At 68.2% G+C, this 17,363-nt stretch carries 22 protein-coding genes; 20 read left to right on the top strand and 2 right to left on the bottom strand.

The window, feature by feature from the left end:
• The first annotated feature begins 221 nt into the window (after positions 1–221).
• The 8 genes from Sj15T_RS01940 (at position 222) to Sj15T_RS01975 (ending at position 5,058) form a co-directional block, all read left to right on the top strand.
• Entirely contained in the window at positions 222–560 is a 339-nt protein-coding gene (locus tag Sj15T_RS01940; protein WP_013039647.1) for a hypothetical protein, read from the top strand.
• Between the two features lie 112 nt (positions 561–672).
• Positions 673–1,803, top strand: coding sequence for a phage portal protein (locus Sj15T_RS01945; RefSeq protein ID WP_013039648.1), 1,131 nt, complete (start codon positions 673–675; stop codon positions 1,801–1,803).
• Between the two features lie 120 nt (positions 1,804–1,923).
• Positions 1,924–2,244: a DUF6127 family protein gene (locus tag Sj15T_RS01950; protein WP_013039649.1), complete on the top strand. Its 321-nt coding sequence runs from the start codon at positions 1,924–1,926 to the stop codon at positions 2,242–2,244.
• Positions 2,237–2,629 carry an HK97 family phage prohead protease gene (locus tag Sj15T_RS01955; RefSeq protein ID WP_007684096.1) on the top strand — a complete coding sequence of 131 codons (393 nt, stop codon included), beginning with the start codon at positions 2,237–2,239 and terminating at the stop codon, positions 2,627–2,629. The genes Sj15T_RS01950 and Sj15T_RS01955 overlap by 8 nt, the downstream gene beginning before the upstream one ends.
• Positions 2,630–2,756: 127 nt before the next feature.
• The gene (locus tag Sj15T_RS01960) at positions 2,757–3,869 is read left to right on the top strand and encodes a phage major capsid protein (RefSeq protein WP_013039650.1); all 1,113 of its coding nucleotides are present in this window, start codon (positions 2,757–2,759) and stop codon (positions 3,867–3,869) included.
• Between the two features lie 123 nt (positions 3,870–3,992).
• Complete coding sequence (locus Sj15T_RS01965) at positions 3,993–4,478, top strand: phage head-tail connector protein (protein WP_013039651.1); 486 nt, start codon at positions 3,993–3,995, stop codon at positions 4,476–4,478.
• Positions 4,445–4,666 (top strand): hypothetical protein, encoded by a 222-nt coding sequence (locus Sj15T_RS01970; RefSeq protein WP_013039652.1) that lies wholly within the window; start codon positions 4,445–4,447, stop codon positions 4,664–4,666. The genes Sj15T_RS01965 and Sj15T_RS01970 overlap by 34 nt, the downstream gene beginning before the upstream one ends.
• The gene (locus Sj15T_RS01975) at positions 4,663–5,058 is read left to right on the top strand and encodes a DUF3168 domain-containing protein (RefSeq protein WP_013039653.1); all 396 of its coding nucleotides are present in this window, start codon (positions 4,663–4,665) and stop codon (positions 5,056–5,058) included. The genes Sj15T_RS01970 and Sj15T_RS01975 overlap by 4 nt, the downstream gene beginning before the upstream one ends.
• A gap of 272 nt (positions 5,059–5,330) precedes the next feature.
• Here Sj15T_RS01975 and Sj15T_RS01980 read toward each other — a convergent pair whose 3' ends face one another.
• Positions 5,331–5,654 carry a hypothetical protein gene (locus Sj15T_RS01980; RefSeq protein WP_007684089.1) on the bottom strand — a complete coding sequence of 108 codons (324 nt, stop codon included), beginning with the start codon at positions 5,652–5,654 and terminating at the stop codon, positions 5,331–5,333.
• A gap of 57 nt (positions 5,655–5,711) precedes the next feature.
• Here Sj15T_RS01980 and Sj15T_RS01985 point away from each other — a divergent pair, with 57 nt between their 5' ends.
• The 11 genes from Sj15T_RS01985 (at position 5,712) to Sj15T_RS02035 (ending at position 15,789) form a co-directional block, all read left to right on the top strand.
• Positions 5,712–6,119 carry a phage tail protein gene (locus Sj15T_RS01985; RefSeq protein ID WP_013039654.1) on the top strand — a complete coding sequence of 136 codons (408 nt, stop codon included), beginning with the start codon at positions 5,712–5,714 and terminating at the stop codon, positions 6,117–6,119.
• The gene (locus Sj15T_RS01990) at positions 6,116–6,442 is read left to right on the top strand and encodes a gene transfer agent family protein (protein WP_253720695.1); all 327 of its coding nucleotides are present in this window, start codon (positions 6,116–6,118) and stop codon (positions 6,440–6,442) included. The genes Sj15T_RS01985 and Sj15T_RS01990 overlap by 4 nt, the downstream gene beginning before the upstream one ends.
• On the top strand, positions 6,439–6,636 hold the full coding sequence (locus Sj15T_RS01995) for a phage tail assembly chaperone (protein WP_007684086.1): 198 nt from the start codon (positions 6,439–6,441) through the stop codon (positions 6,634–6,636). Before Sj15T_RS01990 ends, Sj15T_RS01995 begins: the two co-directional genes overlap by 4 nt.
• Before the next feature lie 182 nt (positions 6,637–6,818).
• A complete protein-coding gene (locus tag Sj15T_RS02000) occupies positions 6,819–7,358 on the top strand; it encodes a hypothetical protein (protein ID WP_041385789.1) in 540 nt (179 codons plus the stop codon).
• Positions 7,355–9,682 carry a DUF2460 domain-containing protein gene (locus Sj15T_RS02005; protein WP_013039656.1) on the top strand — a complete coding sequence of 776 codons (2,328 nt, stop codon included), beginning with the start codon at positions 7,355–7,357 and terminating at the stop codon, positions 9,680–9,682. Before Sj15T_RS02000 ends, Sj15T_RS02005 begins: the two co-directional genes overlap by 4 nt.
• Positions 9,679–10,497 carry a DUF2163 domain-containing protein gene (locus tag Sj15T_RS02010; protein WP_013039657.1) on the top strand — a complete coding sequence of 273 codons (819 nt, stop codon included), beginning with the start codon at positions 9,679–9,681 and terminating at the stop codon, positions 10,495–10,497. The genes Sj15T_RS02005 and Sj15T_RS02010 overlap by 4 nt, the downstream gene beginning before the upstream one ends.
• Before the next feature lie 8 nt (positions 10,498–10,505).
• Positions 10,506–10,865, top strand: coding sequence for a hypothetical protein (locus Sj15T_RS02015; RefSeq protein WP_013039658.1), 360 nt, complete (start codon positions 10,506–10,508; stop codon positions 10,863–10,865).
• A gap of 8 nt (positions 10,866–10,873) precedes the next feature.
• Positions 10,874–13,072: a phage tail protein gene (locus tag Sj15T_RS02020; protein ID WP_013039659.1), complete on the top strand. Its 2,199-nt coding sequence runs from the start codon at positions 10,874–10,876 to the stop codon at positions 13,070–13,072.
• Between the two features lie 33 nt (positions 13,073–13,105).
• Positions 13,106–13,609 carry a DUF2793 domain-containing protein gene (locus tag Sj15T_RS02025; RefSeq protein WP_007684077.1) on the top strand — a complete coding sequence of 168 codons (504 nt, stop codon included), beginning with the start codon at positions 13,106–13,108 and terminating at the stop codon, positions 13,607–13,609.
• A gap of 190 nt (positions 13,610–13,799) precedes the next feature.
• On the top strand, positions 13,800–14,873 hold the full coding sequence (locus Sj15T_RS02030; protein WP_338756186.1) for an OmpA family protein: 1,074 nt from the start codon (positions 13,800–13,802) through the stop codon (positions 14,871–14,873).
• A gap of 364 nt (positions 14,874–15,237) precedes the next feature.
• Positions 15,238–15,789 carry a superoxide dismutase family protein gene (locus tag Sj15T_RS02035; protein WP_013039662.1) on the top strand — a complete coding sequence of 184 codons (552 nt, stop codon included), beginning with the start codon at positions 15,238–15,240 and terminating at the stop codon, positions 15,787–15,789.
• 80 nt (positions 15,790–15,869) lie between these two features.
• Here Sj15T_RS02035 and thpR read toward each other — a convergent pair whose 3' ends face one another.
• Positions 15,870–16,427, bottom strand: a complete 558-nt coding sequence (gene thpR / locus Sj15T_RS02040) for an RNA 2',3'-cyclic phosphodiesterase (RefSeq protein ID WP_013039663.1) — start codon at positions 16,425–16,427, stop codon at positions 15,870–15,872.
• A gap of 120 nt (positions 16,428–16,547) precedes the next feature.
• Between thpR and Sj15T_RS02045 the strand changes: the two genes are divergently transcribed.
• The gene (locus tag Sj15T_RS02045) at positions 16,548–17,285 is read left to right on the top strand and encodes a Bax inhibitor-1/YccA family protein (protein WP_013039664.1); all 738 of its coding nucleotides are present in this window, start codon (positions 16,548–16,550) and stop codon (positions 17,283–17,285) included.
• Positions 17,286–17,363: the final 78 nt, after the last annotated feature.

The following is a 17,363-nucleotide window of genomic DNA, read 5'->3' on the forward strand; positions in this document are numbered from 1 at the left end:
GATGGACCGTGTGAAGCGTGGTGGAGGGGAAGGGGCGCGACCTGCGAATTTCCCCTCCACCACCGCCTTCGGCGGCGGTCCCCCTCCCCACGCTGCGCGTAGGGAGGAATTGGAGAGGGCTCGGCCTCCTGACGTTGCGAATTATTGCGGGGGTGGAATGAGGGAACAAGGGTTCGGGGTTCTGCGTAGTCTGTCCGTGTGATTTTTGAGGAGATTGGGTCATGAAATGGGCCGGATGGATGATGGCTGCGGGTGGGTTGGCTTTGGTGAGTGGGCCGGTGATGGCGGCTTCGCTGAACGGCAAGGAGCGGGCGCGGGTGGCGCGGGCCGCGCCGCGGGATCGGGACGATGTGCGTTATTGTCTGCTCCAGGCGAAGAAGGGGCGGGACAAGGGGACGGTGATCGGGGCCGCTGGCGGCGCTGGCGTCGGCGCCCTGGCCGGGGGGAGTTTGGGCGAGTCCCTGCTGGCTGGCGCGGCGGGGGCTGTGGCCGGGCGCGTGATCGGGAAGAGCGAGGGAACGAATTCGGCCTGCGATCGGGTTCTGGCGCGCAATCCCTAGGGTTTTGGAAGGGGGCTGCCCCCCCTCCAAGTTTCGGTAGGCGGCTGAGCGCCGCCAACCTTCACTATCCTCCCCCCGTTCCGGAGGGAGGATTTTTTGTGGGTGGGGTTTCATGAAATTTTTCGGGGTGAAGGCGGCGCGGGAGAGTGCGCGGCCGGTGTTGGCGCGGGCCTGGGGTTCGGGCGGGGTGGCGCTGGGCGAGTGGCCCGCCAGCTATGAGGCGCAGGTGCGGGCCGGGGTGGTCGGCAATCCGGTGGCGCAGCGGGCTTTGCGGCTGGTGGCGGAGGGGGCAGGCGGGACGGCTCTGGTCGTCGGCGGTGTTGGCGAAGATGATCGGCGGCGGGTGAAGGCGCTGGTGACGCGCTGTTCTTCGGGGCAGTCGCTGGTGGAGACGCTGGCGAGCCATTTGCTGCTGCACGGCAATGCCTATGTGCAGGTGATGACCGGCGCGGATGGCGGGCCGGTGGAGCTATATGCGCTGCGGCCGGAGCGGGTGAGCGTCGAGGCGGATGCGCGGGGGTGGCCGGCGGCTTACCTCTATCGCGTGGGGGAGAGCGTGACGCGGCTGTCGCCGGAGGATGGCGCCGGGCGGACGGGGATCGTCCATCTGAAGGCGCTGCATCCTTTGGACGATCATTATGGGCTGGGTTGCGTGGGTGCGGCCGCGGGGGCCGTGGCGATCCACAATGCGGCGACGGTTTGGAACAAGGCGCTGCTGGACAATGCGGCGCGGCCTTCGGGGGCGATGGTCTATGATCCCGGCGACGGGTCGGTGATGGCGCCGGACCAGTATGAGCGGGTCAAGCGCGAGATGGAGATCGCCTTTTCCGGCGCGGCCAATGCCGGGCGGCCGATGCTGCTGGAGGGCGGGCTGGACTGGAAGGCGATGAGCCTGACGCCCGCCGAGATGGATTTCGTGGGGCTGAAGGCGGCGGCGGCGCGGGAGATTGCTTTGGCTTTCGGGGTGCCGCCGATGCTGATGGGGCTGCCGGGGGACAATGCCTATGCCAATTATCGCGAGGCCAATCGGGCGCTTTGGCGGCAGACGATCCTGCCGTTGATGGCGAAGATTTGCGGCGGGCTGGCGCAGGGGTTGCAGGGGTGGTGGCCGGAATTGCGCCTGGATGCGGATCTGGATGCGGTGCCTGCCTTGTTCGAGGAGCGGAGCGCGATCTGGGAGCGGGTCGGGGCGGCGGACTTCCTGTCGGCGGAGGAGAAGCGGGCGGTTTTGGGGATTGGGTGAGGGCGGTTCTGGTTCTGCGGTTTCTCGACTTCGCTCGAAACGAACGGGGGGCGTTGGGTCGAAGTGAATGGAGGTCCGGTCGCTCGAAACGAACGGAGGTCGGCGTTGCGGGAGGGTGTGATGAAATATGATGGGGAGATGCTGGCGCGGTTGGTCGCGCAGGCCGAGGCGCAGCCGGTGGGGATGGATATGGTCATGATCCGGGCGCTGATCGAGGAGGCGAGCGAATTGGGCGCGGGGCGGGCGTTGGAGCGGCTGGGGCTGGCGGATCGCGGGGCGCAGGACGACGTGCGGGAGTTGCGCGAGCTGCTGGGCGCGTGGCGGGACGCGAAGAAGGCGGCGCGGGGGGCTGTGGTGGCGTGGGTCGCGCGGGTGGTCATGGCTTTGCTGCTGCTGGGGATGGCGGTGAAGCTGGGGCTGGCGGGGCTGGTGCATGAGTGACGTGCGCTTCGCCGGATATGCGGCGGTGTTCGACCGGGTCGACCGGGGCGGCGACGTGGTGCGGGCGGGGGCCTTTGCCGGGGTGGCGGCGGGGGTGCCCTTGCTGTGGCAGCATCGGCCGGGGGAGGTGATCGGGACGGTCGAGAAGGTCGAGGAGGATGCGCGGGGGCTGCGCGTGATCGGACGGGTTTCGGGGCGGACGGCTGCCGGGCGGGAGGCTGGAAGGGCCTTGCGCGAGAAGGCCGTGGATGGGCTTTCCTTTGGCTATCGGGTGCGGGAGGCGCGGGGGGTTTCGCCGCGGGAGTTGCTGGACCTGGAGGTGGTGGAGGTGAGCGTCGTGACGCATCCGATGCAGGATCTGGCGCGGGTGATTGCGGTGGAATAGGGGGCTTACCCCTCATCCAACTTCGCCTAGGCGGCTTTGCCGCCAAGGCTTCGTATCCTTCTCCCACAAGGGGAGAAGGAGGTGTTCGGGCGGTCCGGTGGGCCGCCCTTTTTCGTGGGAGTGGTGGATGACGGATCAGTTGGAAGCGAGCTTTGACATGGTGGCGCAGGGGGAGCGTCTTGCCGGGCTGGAGAATGAGGTCGCGGCGTTGAGGGGCGCGCTGCTGGTTCAGCAAAGGCCCGCGCTGGACGGGGTGAAGGGCGGGGCGGTCGATCCGCGCCGGGCGGCCTTTGTCGAGCGCTATGTGCGGCAGGGGCTGGAGGCTGGAGTGGAGCTCAAGAGCTTTTCCGGGGCTTCGGGCGCGGCGGGCGGCTATGCGGTGCCGCGGGAGATCGATCAGATCATCGATGCGACGCTGAAGGCCATTTCGCCCATTCGCGCCATCGCCAATGTCGTGCGCACGGGGACGGCGGGGTATCGCAAGCTGGTGACGTCAGGCGGCATCGTGTCGGGCTGGGCCAGCGAGACGGGGGCGCGGACGGAGACGGCGACGCCTGTCTTCAACGAGATCGTGCCGCCATCGGGCGAGCTTTACGCCAATCCGGCGGCGTCGCAGGCGATGCTGGACGATGCGCAGTTCGATGTCGAAGGCTGGCTGGCGGGGGAGATCGCCCGCGAGTTCGCGGCGGCCGAGGGGGCGGCCTTCGTCAACGGCAACGGCACGAACAAGCCCAAGGGCTTCCTGACCTATGCGGCCACCAATGAGGCGGATGGGGTGCGGGCCTTCGGGTCGCTGCAATATGTGGCTTCGGGGGCTTCGGGGGCCTTTGCCGCTTCGGGGCAGGACAGGCTGATCGACCTGGTGCAGGCGTTGCGCGCGCCCTATCGCCAGGGGGCTTGCTTCGTGATGAATTCGGCCACGCTGGCGGTCATCCGCAAGATGAAGACCAGCGACGGGGCGTTCATCTGGCAGCCTTCCCTTGCAGCGGGACAGCCGGCGACCCTGCTGGGCTATCCGGTGGTCGAGGCGGAGGACATGCCGGACATCGCCGCGGGTTCGCTGTCGATCGCGTTCGGCAATTTCCAGGCGGGCTATGTGATCTCCGAACGCAGCGAGACGAGCATCCTGCGCGATCCGTTCAGCAACAAGCCGTTCGTGCATTTCTACGCGGTGAAGCGGATCGGCGGGGCCGTGGCGAATTCGGAGGCGATCAAGCTGATGAAGTTCGCGGCTTCCTGATCACCCCTCATCCAACTTCGCCTAGGCGGCGTTGCCGCCAAGGCTTCGTATCCTTCTCCCACAAGGGGAGAAGGAAAGACTGGGGGCGTCCTGTGGGCGTCCCCTTTTTTCCGGGGAGGGGCCATGTTGGCGGATCTCAAGGCCTGGTTGCGGATCGGGTCGGATGATGAGGATGGCGTGCTGGAGCGGCTGCTGGGGAGCGCTTCGGGGCTTTGCGAGCAGTTTATCGGGCAGTGGCTGGTGGTGCGGGATGCTTCCGAGACCATCGTGGCCGACGGAAGCTGGCAGAGGCTGGCGGCGCGGCCGGTCGTGGCGATATTGGGCGTGGAGGTGGAGGGCATCGCCTTGGCGCCGGGGGCCTATGCGGTCGATATCGATGCTTCCGGCGATGGCTGGGTGCGGGCGCGGCTGGTGGATGGGCCGGGCAAGGTGACGGTGCGCTATCGCGCGGGGCTGGCGGCGGATGTCGAGGGGCTGCCCGAGGCGATCCGGCAGGGGATCGTGCGGCTGGCGGCGGAGCATTTCACGGCGCGGGACGGGGAGGTGGCGACGCCGCCCGCGGTGGTGAGCGCCCTGTGGCGGCCCTGGCGGCGGATGCGGCTGGCGTGAGGGCGCGGCTGGGCGCGCTGGTCGAGGCGCGGATGGCGGCGCGGCGGCGGCGGATTGCCGCGGCGGCTTTGGCGGCCGGGGTTGAGGAGGCGCGGGTCGAGGGGGATGCCGTGCGCCTGTCCGGGGCTGGGCTGAGGCGGCGGTGGATGGGCGATCTGGGGTTGCGGGAAGCGGGGAGAGGGCGATGAGCGCGGAGGTGGCCGTGCGTGGCGCGCTGGTGGCGGCGCTGCGCGGGGATGCGGCATTGATGGCGGGGCTGAACGGGCTGTTCGACGGCGCGCCGGGGCGGGCCAGCGCGCCTTATGGCGTGGTGGGGGACTGCATGGCGCTGGATTGGGGCGCGAAGGATCTGGACGGGCGGGAGCTGGTGGTGACGGTCAGCCTGTTCGATGCGGGGGAAGCGCCTGCGCGGCTGGCGGGATTGTTGGCGCGGGTGGATGCTGTTTTGCGCGGGCTTGGGCTTGCGGGGGGCTGGCGGGTCGTCGGGGCGCGGCTGGTTCGCTCGCGGGTGGCGCGGACTGGGGCGCGGGACGGGTGGCAGGCTTTGGTGGATTATCGGGTGCGGGTGGTGGGGGTGTGAGGGCCGCGGTTTTACAGCGCTGAGGGTGTTTCTTCCGGATAGGGCGGAAGCTCGCTGCGCTCGCACCCCTAGGCTGTATCGACATTCAGAAGCTGGCGAGCCGAAAATGGTGGTTTTCCGTGACCCGGAGCGGAGCGTACTCAAAGTAGGTGAGCACCGGAAGCACGGGATTGAAGCGAGGCACGTGACTCGCTTCAACCATTTGCAGGCCGCCAGAGCTGAATGTCGATACGGCCTAGCCCTTCCCTTGAAAGGGAGGGGAATGTTGGGGGTCAGGACTTCGAATAGTCTTCATATTCTCCGATGATCTTGTCGCGATATTCGCTGATCTGGTCGTCGGCGTCCGATTGGGCGTCCTTTTCCGACATGCCGCTCGACCTGTCGTCCGCGACGATGGCGGTGCGGAAGGCGGCTTCCTTCGCGCCGCATTCCGTCTTCAGCACGGCCTGGAAATCGCCGAGCGACAGTTTCTTGTCGATGGCGGGCTGGATCTGTTTCGACAGGCATTCCGAATAGGCCTTGCGGCCATTGCCGACGGCGTCGCCGCTTTGCGGGGCGGCGGCCAGCAACAGCATCAGGGGGATGGTCACGAACATATTGGCCTCTCTCCAAATCCCGATTCTTGCACGGTTTATCTTAGAGGAGAATGCGCCATGGGCGTGGAAAAAGGAAGCGCGTTTCTGTTGAAAATAGGCGATGGCGGGGCGCCGGCGGCCTATGCGACCGTGGCCGGGATGCGGACCACGCAACTGCCCGTCAATGGCGAGGCGGTGAACGTCACGCACAAGGGGTCGGGCGGCTGGCGCGAATTGCTGTCGGGTGCGGGGGTGCGATCCGTCAGCGTGTCGGCGGCGGGCATATTCACCGGATCGGCGGCGGAGGTGCGGCTGCGCAACCATGCGCTAGCCGGGACCGTCGAGGATTATGAGCTGAGCTTCGAAAGCGGCGAGAAGATGCGGGGCCGCTTCCTGGTGACGCGGCTGGACTATGCCGGGGATTATAATGGGGAGCGCAACTATGCGCTGAGCCTGGAAAGTTCCGGGCCGGTGGTGTCGCTGTGAGCGGGGGCGATGGTGCCCCAGCTAACAGTGCTCGAGGCGAGGCCGCGCTGGAACTGGGTGGGGAGCGCTTTGTGCTGCGGCCCAGTTTCGCGGCTTTGGTGGCGGCTGAGGAGGAATTGGGACCGTTGTTCGCGCTGGTGGAGCGCGCCGCCGACGGGAAGCTGTCGCTTGGCGAGATGGCCGGGCTGTTCTGGCATTGCCTGGCGGAGCCGCCCGCGGGGCTGACGCGGGAGGCGCTGGGCGAGGCGATCGTGGCGGCGGGGCTGGCGAAGCTGACGCCGGTTCTGCGGGGGATATTGGGACAGATATTGGGGGGACGATGAGCTTTTTCAAAGCGGCGGCGCGGCTGGCGGGGGTCGCGGGGTGGCTGCTGGGATGGCGGCCGGAGGAATTCTGGCGGGCTACCCCGGCGGAGTTGGAGAGCGTGTTGCGGGCGGCTCGCGGCGAAGAGGACGAGGCGCGCGCCGGGATGGATCGGGGGGAGTTGGAGAGGTTGCGGGCTGGGATGCCGGATTGAGGTTGGGGGTGACTGCGCTTCTCGACCTTGGCCTGTCCTGAGCGCCTGCCGCAGGCGGGCAGTCGAAGGGATCGAAACGAACGGGGGTGATGGAAGGGGCGGGAATTCAGTTCCAGCGTTTGGACTGGGCTCCTGCCTTCGCAGCGCACTTTGTTCTTCAGCGTGATTTTTTGGGGGTCGGGATGGACGAGGAGATCGACGATCTGGTCGTGCGGGTGCGGGCGGATAGGCAGGCTTTTGCGCGGGATGTGGAAGCCATGCGGGGAACGCTGGAGGGGCCTTTGGCGAGCGGTGCGGAGCGGGCCGGGCGGCGGATCGAGCAGGGATTGCTGCGGGCCGTGCGGACCGGCCAGTTCGGGTTCGAGGAATTGAAGGCCGTGGCGCTGCGCGTGCTGGACGACATTGCGGCCAATGCCTTGCGGGCCGGGATAGGCAGCATCGGCGGAGACGGCGGGTTGATCGGCTTGGCGGCTTCGGCGCTGGGATTGCCGGGGCGGGCGACCGGCGGGCCGGTGGCGCCGGGGCGGGCCTATGTCGTCGGGGAGCGGGGGCCGGAGGTCTTCGTGCCTACGACGAGCGGGCAGGTCGTTCCCAATGGCGCGGGCGTCCGGGACGTGCGGCTTTCCATCGCGGTGCAGGGGCAAGGCGCGGACAGCGCCCGGTTGCTGGCGCGCAGCGCGCGGCAGGTGGCGCGCGCGGTGAGGGGGGCGATCAGCGGATGAGCGGGCTTGGATATTGGCTGGCCGATGCGCGGCGGGGGCAGGAAACGCGGTTCATGAAGCGCTTTGCGCCGACGCATTGGACCGTCAATTTTCCCCGGCCGATGATGGCGAGCGTCGTCACCGCCGCGCCGGATGCGTTGCGGGTGGATGCCGTCTTCTATGGGTCGGGGGATCTGGCGGGGCTGATCTGGGAGGCGGAGGACAAGTGGAGCCATGCCCTGCTGGCCTATGAGACGGATCGGGATTTTCGTGATTGCGTGCTGCGCTTTCGCTGGCGGAGCGGCGGGCTGCGGCGGCTGGACGAGACGCATGGGCCGACGCTGACCATTGAGGGGAGGGACGCGGCCGGAAATGCGCGGGCCTGGTATGTGCGCTTGTGGAACTATGCGAGCGGCGGGCCGGAAGATGCTGTGATCGCATTGGATTTTTCCGCGATCAGGAGCGGATTCCTGCTGGCCGAGGGCGAAGACGTCTGGGCGGGCGACGTGGACAGGATGTTCATCTCGCTCGCCGCGCCGGGCTATGATGCGGGGAGCGCCGCCTTCGCCGCGGCGGTTGAGGGATGGTGCGAGCTTTCGGAGATAAGCTGCGACGGCGCAGGGTCGGTGCTGCGCGTGGGCGATGTGGTGCTGCCCGAACATGGGCTGTCGATGGCGACCGGCTATGACGACTGCTTCAACCAGACGCCGGAGCGGATCGTCGCGTCGATCCATGCGCTGGGCTATCGCGGGGACATCAATCATTATGTCGGGATGAGCCATTATTTCCGGCTCGAACCGCTGGGCGGCGGATTTTACATCAGCCTGGCGGGCGGGGTGCTGAACGCGCCCTGCGCCGCCTGGCATGCGGACTTCGCACAGCGGGCCAAGGCGCTGGGGCTGGGGGTGATCTGGTCGCTTTCCTATGAATTGTTCGACGCGCATTGCTGGAACGACTGGAAGCAGCGGGCGGAGGATGGTTCTCCCGCGCTGACGGGCTGGTCGCCGCCTTCGAGCCTGCTTTCCCCCGCGCATGACGGGGCGATGAGCTATTTGCGGCTGGTGGCAGGGGCCTTTGTTTCCATTGGCTTGACGGCTGGATTGGAGATCAGGTTTCAGGTGGGCGAGCCATGGTGGTGGGTGATGCCCGCCGACGGGCGCATCTGCCTGTATGACGATGCGGCGCGGGCGGCGTTCGGCGCGGCGCTGGTGTCCATCCCGGACGTGCGGGGGACGCTGAGCGCCGGGCAGAAGGCGCTGCTGGACCGGGCGGGCGAAGTGCTGGCGGCATCGACGGCGGCGCTCTGCGCCTGGGTGAAGGGGGTGGCGCCGGGGGCGGTGACGCATCTGCTCGCCTATCTGCCGACCGTGCTCGATCCGCTGGCGCCGGAGGCCAAGCGGGCGAACATGCCGGTGGGATGGGCGTCGCCGGCCTTCGATGTGTTGCAACTGGAAGATTATGACTGGGTGACGCAGGGGCGCGAGCGGCTGACGGCGCGGGGCGTGGAGCTGGCGGTGGAGCGGCTCGGCTATCCGGTCGAGGCGCAGCATTATCTTTCGGGTTTCGTGCTGCGCGGGGAGGATGCCGCGCAATGGCGCGAGATCGCGGCGGCGGCCGATGCGGCGATGCGGCGGGGGACGGCGGCGACCTTCATTTGGGCGCTGCCCCAGGTGGCGCGGGATGGCTTCACCTGCTTCAGATCATATGGGGAGGAAGATGTGCAAGCCTTTGACGATGTGTCCTTTCCCTTGAGCGTTGGGCGGGAGGCGAGCGTTTCGCCGGCTTTCTCCACGCAGGTCGTGGAGAGCGTCTCGGGGCATGAGCGGCGGAGCAGCGATTGGGCGGATGCGCGCCTGTCCTTCGATGCCGGGCCGGGCGTGCGGTCGGAAGCGGACATGGCGGCGCTGATCGCCTTCTTCCGGGCGCGGCGCGGGGCGGCGCGGGGATTCCGCTTCAGCGATCCCTATGACGACCGCAGTTGCGCCATGGGGGAGGCGCCGGGGCCTTTGGACCAGCGTCTGGGGTTGGGCGACGGCGTTCGGGCGGAGTTTCCGTTGCAGCGCTTCTACGGCGCTGGCGAGGAGGCGCAGGCACGGCGGATCACTCGGCCGGTGGCGGGGACCATCCGGGTCGCCGTGGATGGCGTGGAGATGGCGGGCGGCTGGAGCCATGCCGGGCTGGGCGTGATCGCCTTCGATGTCGCGCCCGCCGAAGGGGCGGTGCTGACGGCCGGTTTCCGCTTCGACGTGCCGGTGCGCTTTGCCGAGGACCGGCTGGACATCAACCGGGCGACCTTCGCGGCGGGCGAGGCGCCGTCGGTGCCGTTGGTGGAGATCAGGGAATGAGCGGGCTGGAGGCGTTGGAGAAGCCGCTGGCGACGCTGGCCTTTTGCTGGCGGATCGAGCGGCGGGACGGGGTGACGATCGGGCTGACGAGCCATGATCGCGATCTGGAGATCGGCCATCTGCTCTATCGCGCGGCGCCGGGGATGACGCCTTCCGCCGTGCGCAGCGGCATCGGGGTGGAGGGCGCGGACAGCGATGTCGAAGGCGCGCTGGTGGCGGATGCGATCAGCGAGGCGGACCTGATGGCGGGGCGCTGGGACGGGGCCGGGCTGGAGTTGCGGCTGACCGAGTGGGAGGCGCCGGGCGATCTGTGGCTGCTGCTGGCGCGGGGGGAGATCGGGGCCGTGACGCGCAAGGCGGGGGCTTTTTCAGCAGAGCTGGTGGGCGCGATGGCGGCGCTGAAGGCTTCTGTCGCGCCGTCCACTTCGCCGGACTGCCGTGCTGCGCTGGGGGACAGGCAGTGCCGGGTCGACCTGGCCGGTCGGCGGCGCGTGGTGGCCGTCGGCGCGGTGGAGGATGCGGTGGTGAGCGTGGCCGGGCTGGAGCCGGGGGCCTACGCCTTCGGGACGCTGCGCTGGCTGACCGGGGCCAATGGCGGGATAGTGCAGGGGGTGATCGACAATGGCGCCGAGGATGTCGCCCTGGCCGATCCGCCGCCCTTTGCGGTGGAGGCGGGCGCGCTGGCGCTGCTGACCGAGGGGTGCGACCGGCGGTTGGCGACGTGCGTCGGCCGGTTCGGCAATGCAGTGAATTTTCGGGGGGAGCCCTATCTGCCGGGGACGGATTTGCTGACGCGCTATCCGGGGGCGGCGTGAGCGGGGTCGTGGCGGCGGCCCGCGCCTTGGTGGGCGTGCGGTTCCGCCTGCACGGGCGGCTGCCCGAGCGGGGGCTGGATTGCGTCGGGCTGGCGGCGCTGGTGCTGGGGCGGGCGGCGCCGGAGGGATATGGGCTGCGGTCCGGGGATGAGGGCCGGGCGGCGGACTGGCTGCGCGCGGCGGGGCTGCGGCGGGTCGATGCGGCGCGCGAGGGCGATCTGGCGCTGGTGCGGCCGGGGCCGTTGCAACTGCACCTGATGATCGTCGTGCCGGGCGGGCATGTCCATGCCCATGCGGGCGTGGGGCGCGTCGTGGAGATGCCGGGGCCTTCGCCCTGGCCGGTGCTGGGTTACTGGCGGGCGGAATAGGAGAATCTATGGCGACGATCGTGTTGACCGCCCTTGGCACGGCCATTGGCGGGCCGTTGGGGGGCGCCATCGGCGGGCTGATCGGCAATGCTTTCGACCATGCGGTGCTGTTCAGGCCCAAGGGGGTGGAGGGGCGGCGGCTGAACGAGGTTCAGGTCCAGACGTCGACCTATGGATCGCAGCTGCCCAGGCTGTTCGGGACGCTGCGGGTGGCGGGAACCGTGATCTGGGCGACGGACCTCAAGGAGACGAGGCACAGGAGCGGCGGGGGCAAGGGGCGGCCCAGCGTCACCAGCTACAGCTATTCGGCGAGCTTTGCCGTGGCGCTGTCGGCGCGCGCCGTGCGGTCGGTGCGGCGCATCTGGGCGGACGGCAACCTGCTGCGCGGGGCGGCGGGGGACTTCAAGACGGAGCTGGGAGCCTTTCGGCTGCATTCGGGCGGCGAGGACCAGGCGGTCGATCCGCTGATCGCGGCAGCGGAGGGCGTGGGGGCGACGCCGGCGCATCGGGGGATTGCCTATGCGGTGTTCGAGGATCTGTCGCTCGCGGACTATGGCAATCGCATCCCGTCGCTGACCTTCGAGGTGGAGGCGGACGAGGGGCCGGTCGCGATTGCCGGTCTGGCGGCGGAGTTGAGCGGAGGGATATTGACCGGCGACGGGCTGGGCGCGGTCGCCGGCATGGCGGCGGGCGGCGCGGATGTGGGCGATGCGCTGGCGCCGCTGGCGGAGGCGTTCGGCCTGGCCCTTGTGGCCGAAGAGGCGGGATTGCGCCTGCGGGCGGGGGACGCGGAGGGGGCGACGGCGATCGCCGCCGGGGCGCTGTGCCGGTCGGTCAACGGGCGGGCGCTGAACGGGTGCGAGCATTCGGGCGGCTCGGCGGACAGCGTGCCGGCGGCCTTGTCGGTCCGCTATCACGATCCGGCGCGCGACTATCAGACGGGCGTGCAGCGCATCGGCCGGCCGGGTCCGGGACGGCTGGAGCAGGGCATCGACCTGCCGATGGCGCTGTCCGGCGAGGAGGCGCGGTCGCTGGCGGCGCGGAAGCTGGGAATGGCATGGGCCGGGCGGTCGACGATGACGCTGCGCTGCGGCTGGGATGCGCTGCGCCATGCGCCGGGCGATGTCGTCGCGGTGGAAGGCGTGCCGGGCCGGTGGCGGATCGAGGAGCGCGAATGGGAGGCGATGGCCGTGCGCCTGGCCTTGAGGCGCGTGCCGGGGGCCGGCGCCGCGATCCCGCTGGGGGCGTCGTCCGGCGCGATGGTGCGGCAGGCGGACAGGCCGCATGGCCCGACCATGCTGATGCTGGCGGACCTGCCCATGATCAGGGAAGGGGTGGCGGCGGCGCCCCTGATCGTCGCGGCGGCGAGCGGCGGCGAAGGGTGGCGCGGCGCGGCGCTGTTCGTGATCGGCGCGACGGGGGAGGCTTCTCCCGCCGGGCGGACGGCGGGCCGCGCCGTGATGGGATGGGCCGACAACGCCTTGCCCGCCGGGAGCGTGACGATGGTCGACCACATCAATGCTCTCCACGTGACCCTGCTGTCGGCGGACATGGAATTGGCGGGGGCGGACGAGGCGGCGCTGGGCCTGGGGCGCAATCTGTGCCTGGTCGGGCAGGAACTGGTCCAGTTCAGCCATGCCGCGCAGACCGGCGAGGCCAGTTTCCGGCTGGAAGGCCTGCGGCGCGGATTGTTCGGAACCGAATGGGCGATGGCGTCCCATGAAGTGGGTGAGGCTTTCCTGCTGCTGGAGGAGGACCGGCTGGTCGAGCTTGCCCCTTATGGAAGCGGGGCGGAGATTGGCGGCGGCCTTCATGTCTCGGCGGTCGGGGTGGGCGACAGCGCGCCGGCCGATGCGCTGTTGACGATAAGGGGGGAGGCGGTGGTGCCGCCTTCTCCCGTGCATGTCACGGCGCGGGGGGATGGGACCGGCGGCTGGATCGTCGGCTGGACGCGGCGCGGCAGAGGCGGATGGCGCTGGACCAGCGGGACCGATGTGCCCCTGGGCGAGGATCGGGAGAGCTATGAACTGCGCGTGTCGGCAGGGCCGACGGAACTGCGCAGAATCGTCACCGACCGATCGCCCTGGACCTATGATGCCGCGGCGGTGGTGGAGGATATGGGTCATCCGGGCGAACTGGCGGTCGAGATCCGGCAGGTCGGCACCTATGCGCTGGGCCGCGCCGCGCGCATCGTTTTGGCGGGCTGATGCCGGCCCTTTGAAGAAAAGGACAATCGAATCATGACGATGGACTCGACGCTTCGCTGGGCCTTGCCCCAGCTCTTTGCCGGGCAGGCGCAGAAGGAGCTGTTTCATAACGAGGCGCTGGCGCGGATCGACATGCTGCTGCACGGCGCGGTGGAAAGCGCCGACCAGGACGAGCCGCCCGCATCGCCGGCGGTCGGCGCATGCTGGATCGTGGCCGCCGGGGCGGGCGGCGCCTGGGAAGGGCAGGATGGGGCGCTGGCCTGCTGGACGGAAGGGGGGTGGCGTTTCGCCGCGCCGCGCGAGGGCCTTTCGCTGTGGGTCGCGGACAGGGGGCATGCGATGCGTCATGACGGGGCGCATTGGGAGGATTGCGCCGTGCGGGCGGACGGGTTCTATGTCGGCGGGGAACGGGTCGTGGGCGCGGCGGCGGCGGCCATCGCCGATCCCGCGGGCGGCGCGACCGTCGACATGGAGGCGCGTTCGGCCCTTGCCGCAATTCTGGGCGCGTTGCGAACACATGGCCTGATCGCGACCTGAGCCGGCTGTGGCTTTTGATGGGGCGGCCCCTTGCCGAAATTGCCGTTGCGAATGAGGGACCAAGGGCAGGACGGCGGCGTAACTGCGTTATTTTTGCAACAGTTTTGCCAATTGTGGACTTGCCATGAAACTTTCTAGCCGATACAGGGTTTCAGCAGTCCTTCGTGACACTTTTGAAAGGGGAATTCAGATGCGGAAGCTTGCCCTCGCGGCTGTGCTTGCGACCAGCGCCCTGGCCACCCCGGCCTTGGCGCGTGACAATAGCTGGTATGTCGGCATCGACTCCGGCGTTGTTCTCGTCGAAGATCAGGACATCACTTTCACCCCCGGCAACGCTGGCGCCGCCAGCAACACGGTCGGCGTGGACTACCACAAGGGCTTCGACGGCGATGCCGTGATCGGTTACGACTTCGGCGGTTTCCGCCTGGAAGCGGAAGCCGGTTACAAGCGCGCTGAAGTCGACCTGGACAAGAGCGGTTTCGGCGGCGCGGCTTCGGCCCTGTCGTTCATGCTGAACGGCTTGCTGGACTTCGGTCCCGATGACGGCCTGCAGGGCTTCGTCGGCGGCGGCGTCGGCGTGTCGCGCGGCAAGCTGGCCAACGACCTGGTCAACGATTCCGACACCGGCTTCGCCTGGCAGGCGATCGCTGGCGTCCGCTATCCGCTGACCACCAACGTGGACGTCTCGCTGAAGTATCGCTTCTTCAACCAGGACGACATCAAGCTGGTTCCGGCCTACACGACCATCGGCGGCCCCGCCGGTTCGTCGGTCGACACCAAGCTGCGCACCCACAGCCTGCTGCTGGGCCTGACCTACAACTTCGGTGGCGAACCGGCTGCTCCGCCGCCGCCCCCGCCGCCTCCGCCGCCCCCGCCGCCTCCGCCCCCGCCGCCTCCGCCGCCGGTGGCCGAGTGCAGCCCTGGGCCGTACATCGTCTTCTTCGAATGGGACAAGTCGGACATCACGCCTGACGCCGCCACCATTCTGGACAATGCGGTTTCGGCCTACAGCAACTGCGGCAGCGCCCAGGTCATGCTGGCGGGCTATGCGGACCGTTCGGGTTCGGCCTCCTACAACGTCGGCCTGTCCCAGCGTCGCGCCGATGCCGTCAAGGCCTATATCTCGTCGAAGGGCATCCCCGACGGCGTGATCACGACCCAGGCGTTCGGTGAATCGAACCCCCGCGTCGAAACCGCCGACGGCGTTCGCGAACTGCAGAACCGTCGCGTGGAAATCACCTACGGTCCGGGTTCGGGTCAGTAAGATTTTCCATCCTTCGGGATGGAAGAGGATCGAGGGGCTGGTCGCAAGACCGGCCCCTTTTTCCATGCGGTTTGTCCGCGGAGGAGAGGTCGGGAAGCCAGCCGTGATTGGCTTCGCATGAAATGGCCGGTGTTCCGTTCGGGCTGGGCCATGCCGCTCCGAATGCCGGGTGTGAATGCAAGCCGGCGGGATTGGGCTGCTGTCGAGCCGCGTGTCTTGTTCGAGCGCCTGGCGGGAGTTGGTCCTGGCTTTGGCCCGGCGGGAGCGATCGGAACGAAAAGCTGTGACATTTCGGACCGCCTAGGCAACAAAAGACCGTCATGCCGCGTTCGCCTGGCAGCATTCCTCTGGGAGTTGGATCATCATGAAAATTGCCGCAATTATTCTGGCATTGCCCATGGCCGCCATGGCGTCGGGTTGCGCGACCGGATCGTCGGCGACGGCGCCGGTCGGCGATGCCGCCGCGCCTGTCGCCCATGCGAAGCTGCTGGCCGGAGACGGATCGTCACGAGGAGAGGCGACCGTGACCCAGGCCGCCGATGGCCTTCACGTGCTGGTGCGCGGCCAGGGACTGACGCCGGGCATGCATGCCGTGCATGTCCATACCGCCGGAAGCTGCGCGCCGCCCGACTTCGCCAGCGCGGGCGGGCATTGGAATCCGACCGGACACAAGCATGGCAAGGATAATCCGGCGGGCATGCATATGGGCGACATGCCCAACATGATCGCGGGCGCCGACGGTGCGGGCGAGATGGAATATGTCATTCCGGGCGGGACAGTCAGTTCGGGAACGACTCCCTTGCTGGACGGCGATGGCGCGGCGGTCGTCATCCATGCGCAGGCCGATGACAACAAGACCGATCCGGCGGGCAATGCCGGTGGGCGCGTGGCGTGCGGCGTCTTGTCTGCGGGATAGCTTTCGCGGGCGATGGATCGGTTTCGGTCTGTCGGAAAGGGCGCTTCTCTTCTTCAGGAAAGAAGGGGGCTTCGACAGGCTCAGCCTGAACGGGGATAGGGGTGGTTCTGCACGCCGTAGCGTTCGATCATGTGGTAGGTCGAACCTGTCTGGCCTGGCTGGCTTTCATACAGGGCGAATTCGTCGACCGTGAAGGGCGCGCTTGCGAGGGCGGCGTGGAGGGCCATGAACGGTTCCATCGGACCGGCTGTCCGGCCGAAGCGCGCCAGGGTGATGTGGGGCAAATAGCTTCGATTGTCGGGAGGAAGGCCGATGCGGACGCAGGCGCGGTCGACCTTTCGATGAAGTTGCGCGAGGGGGTCGCGGGGCTGCACGCCCGCCCAGAGCGTGTGAACCTGGCCCTTGCGGTCGAAGCAGCCGACGCCGGACAGGGCGATTTCGAACGGCGAAAAGCGGATATGGCCCAGCGCGTCGGCCAGGTCGTCGGCCTGCGGGCGGTCGACTTCGCCCACGAAGCGCAGGGTGAGATGCAGTTGGTCGTCATCCTGCCAGCGCGCCCCGGCGATGCCGTGCATCAGGCCGAGCAATCGGGCGCGGATGGCGGGCGGGGGGCGGATGGCGACGAAAAGACGGTGCATGCTCCTGTCATAGCGGCTTCGGCGCGATGAGTCAGGCTGCTGTCCGCGCTTGAATATGGCGCGGGATAAGCCGATAATAGGGAAACCGGCTGCTATCCCGCCGGTGAAGGAGATTTTCTCATGGCCAATTGGTCCGATCCGCGTTCCGACATTGCGGGTTTTGGCGGCGCGACCGTCGCGCGCGGGGAGGCGTATGACGCTGGCCTGCGCAGCTATATGCTGTCGGTCTACAATTATATGGCGAGCGGCGTGCTGCTGACCGGCGTGGTCGCGATGCTGTTCGCGTCGAGCGGCCTTGCCTATCAGATATTGGCCGGGCCGGGCATATTGAAATATGTCATCATGTTCGCGCCGCTGCTGTTCGTGATGACCATGAGCTTCGGCATCAACCGGCTGTCGACCTTTGCGATGCAGGCGATGTTCTGGGCCTATGCGGCGGTGATGGGGCTGTCGCTCTCCTCCATCCTGCTGGTCTATACCGGCACGTCGGTGGCGCAGACCTTCTTCGCGACGGCGGCGGCTTTCGCGGGGCTGAGCCTGTGGGGCTATACGACGAAGCGCGACCTTTCGGGCTTCGGCACCTTCCTGATCATGGGCGTGGTCGGCTTGCTGGTGGCGAGCCTCATCAACCTGTTCCTGCGGTCGAGCGCGATGAACCTGGTGATCAGCTTTATCGGCGTGTTGCTGTTCGCGGGCCTGACCGCCTATGACACGCAGAAGATCAAGAGCATCTATGCCCATGTCGCGGGGACCGACATGATGGGCAAGTCGGTGGTGATGGGGGCGCTGAACCTCTATCTCGACTTCATCAACATGTTCCTGTTCCTGTTGCGCTTCATGGGTAGTCAGCGGGACTGAGGGCGCCATTGCAAGATTGGGGAAAGGCCCGGTGGAGAGGTTCGCCGGGCCTTTTTGTATTGGAGGACAGCATATGGG

Origin of the sequence: Sphingobium sp. TA15 (assembly GCF_037101235.1) — a bacterium.
GTDB classification, from domain to species: Bacteria; Pseudomonadota; Alphaproteobacteria; order Sphingomonadales; family Sphingomonadaceae; genus Sphingobium; species Sphingobium indicum.

What these genes read in the sequence shown, in the direction of transcription:
- Sj15T_RS02030 (WP_338756186.1), top strand. Translation starts at nt 13,800, where the DNA reads ATGCGGAAGCTTGCCCTCGCGGCTGTGCTTGCGACCAGCGCCCTGGCC.
- Sj15T_RS01940 (WP_013039647.1), top strand. Translation starts at nt 222, where the DNA reads ATGAAATGGGCCGGATGGATGATGGCTGCGGGTGGGTTGGCTTTGGTG.
- Sj15T_RS02000 (WP_041385789.1), top strand. Translation starts at nt 6,819, where the DNA reads ATGGACGAGGAGATCGACGATCTGGTCGTGCGGGTGCGGGCGGATAGG.
- Sj15T_RS02025 (WP_007684077.1), top strand. Translation starts at nt 13,106, where the DNA reads ATGACGATGGACTCGACGCTTCGCTGGGCCTTGCCCCAGCTCTTTGCC.
- Sj15T_RS02035 (WP_013039662.1), top strand. Translation starts at nt 15,238, where the DNA reads ATGAAAATTGCCGCAATTATTCTGGCATTGCCCATGGCCGCCATGGCG.
- Sj15T_RS01980 (WP_007684089.1), bottom strand. Translation starts at nt 5,654, where the DNA reads ATGTTCGTGACCATCCCCCTGATGCTGTTGCTGGCCGCCGCCCCGCAA.
- thpR (WP_013039663.1), bottom strand. Translation starts at nt 16,427, where the DNA reads ATGCACCGTCTTTTCGTCGCCATCCGCCCCCCGCCCGCCATCCGCGCC.
- Sj15T_RS01965 (WP_013039651.1), top strand. Translation starts at nt 3,993, where the DNA reads ATGTTGGCGGATCTCAAGGCCTGGTTGCGGATCGGGTCGGATGATGAG.
- Sj15T_RS01960 (WP_013039650.1), top strand. Translation starts at nt 2,757, where the DNA reads ATGACGGATCAGTTGGAAGCGAGCTTTGACATGGTGGCGCAGGGGGAG.
- Sj15T_RS01995 (WP_007684086.1), top strand. Translation starts at nt 6,439, where the DNA reads ATGAGCTTTTTCAAAGCGGCGGCGCGGCTGGCGGGGGTCGCGGGGTGG.
- Sj15T_RS02045 (WP_013039664.1), top strand. Translation starts at nt 16,548, where the DNA reads ATGGCCAATTGGTCCGATCCGCGTTCCGACATTGCGGGTTTTGGCGGC.
- Sj15T_RS01950 (WP_013039649.1), top strand. Translation starts at nt 1,924, where the DNA reads ATGAAATATGATGGGGAGATGCTGGCGCGGTTGGTCGCGCAGGCCGAG.
- Sj15T_RS01975 (WP_013039653.1), top strand. Translation starts at nt 4,663, where the DNA reads ATGAGCGCGGAGGTGGCCGTGCGTGGCGCGCTGGTGGCGGCGCTGCGC.
- Sj15T_RS02010 (WP_013039657.1), top strand. Translation starts at nt 9,679, where the DNA reads ATGAGCGGGCTGGAGGCGTTGGAGAAGCCGCTGGCGACGCTGGCCTTT.
- Sj15T_RS01985 (WP_013039654.1), top strand. Translation starts at nt 5,712, where the DNA reads ATGGGCGTGGAAAAAGGAAGCGCGTTTCTGTTGAAAATAGGCGATGGC.
- Sj15T_RS01955 (WP_007684096.1), top strand. Translation starts at nt 2,237, where the DNA reads ATGAGTGACGTGCGCTTCGCCGGATATGCGGCGGTGTTCGACCGGGTC.
- Sj15T_RS02005 (WP_013039656.1), top strand. Translation starts at nt 7,355, where the DNA reads ATGAGCGGGCTTGGATATTGGCTGGCCGATGCGCGGCGGGGGCAGGAA.
- Sj15T_RS01945 (WP_013039648.1), top strand. Translation starts at nt 673, where the DNA reads ATGAAATTTTTCGGGGTGAAGGCGGCGCGGGAGAGTGCGCGGCCGGTG.
- Sj15T_RS02020 (WP_013039659.1), top strand. Translation starts at nt 10,874, where the DNA reads ATGGCGACGATCGTGTTGACCGCCCTTGGCACGGCCATTGGCGGGCCG.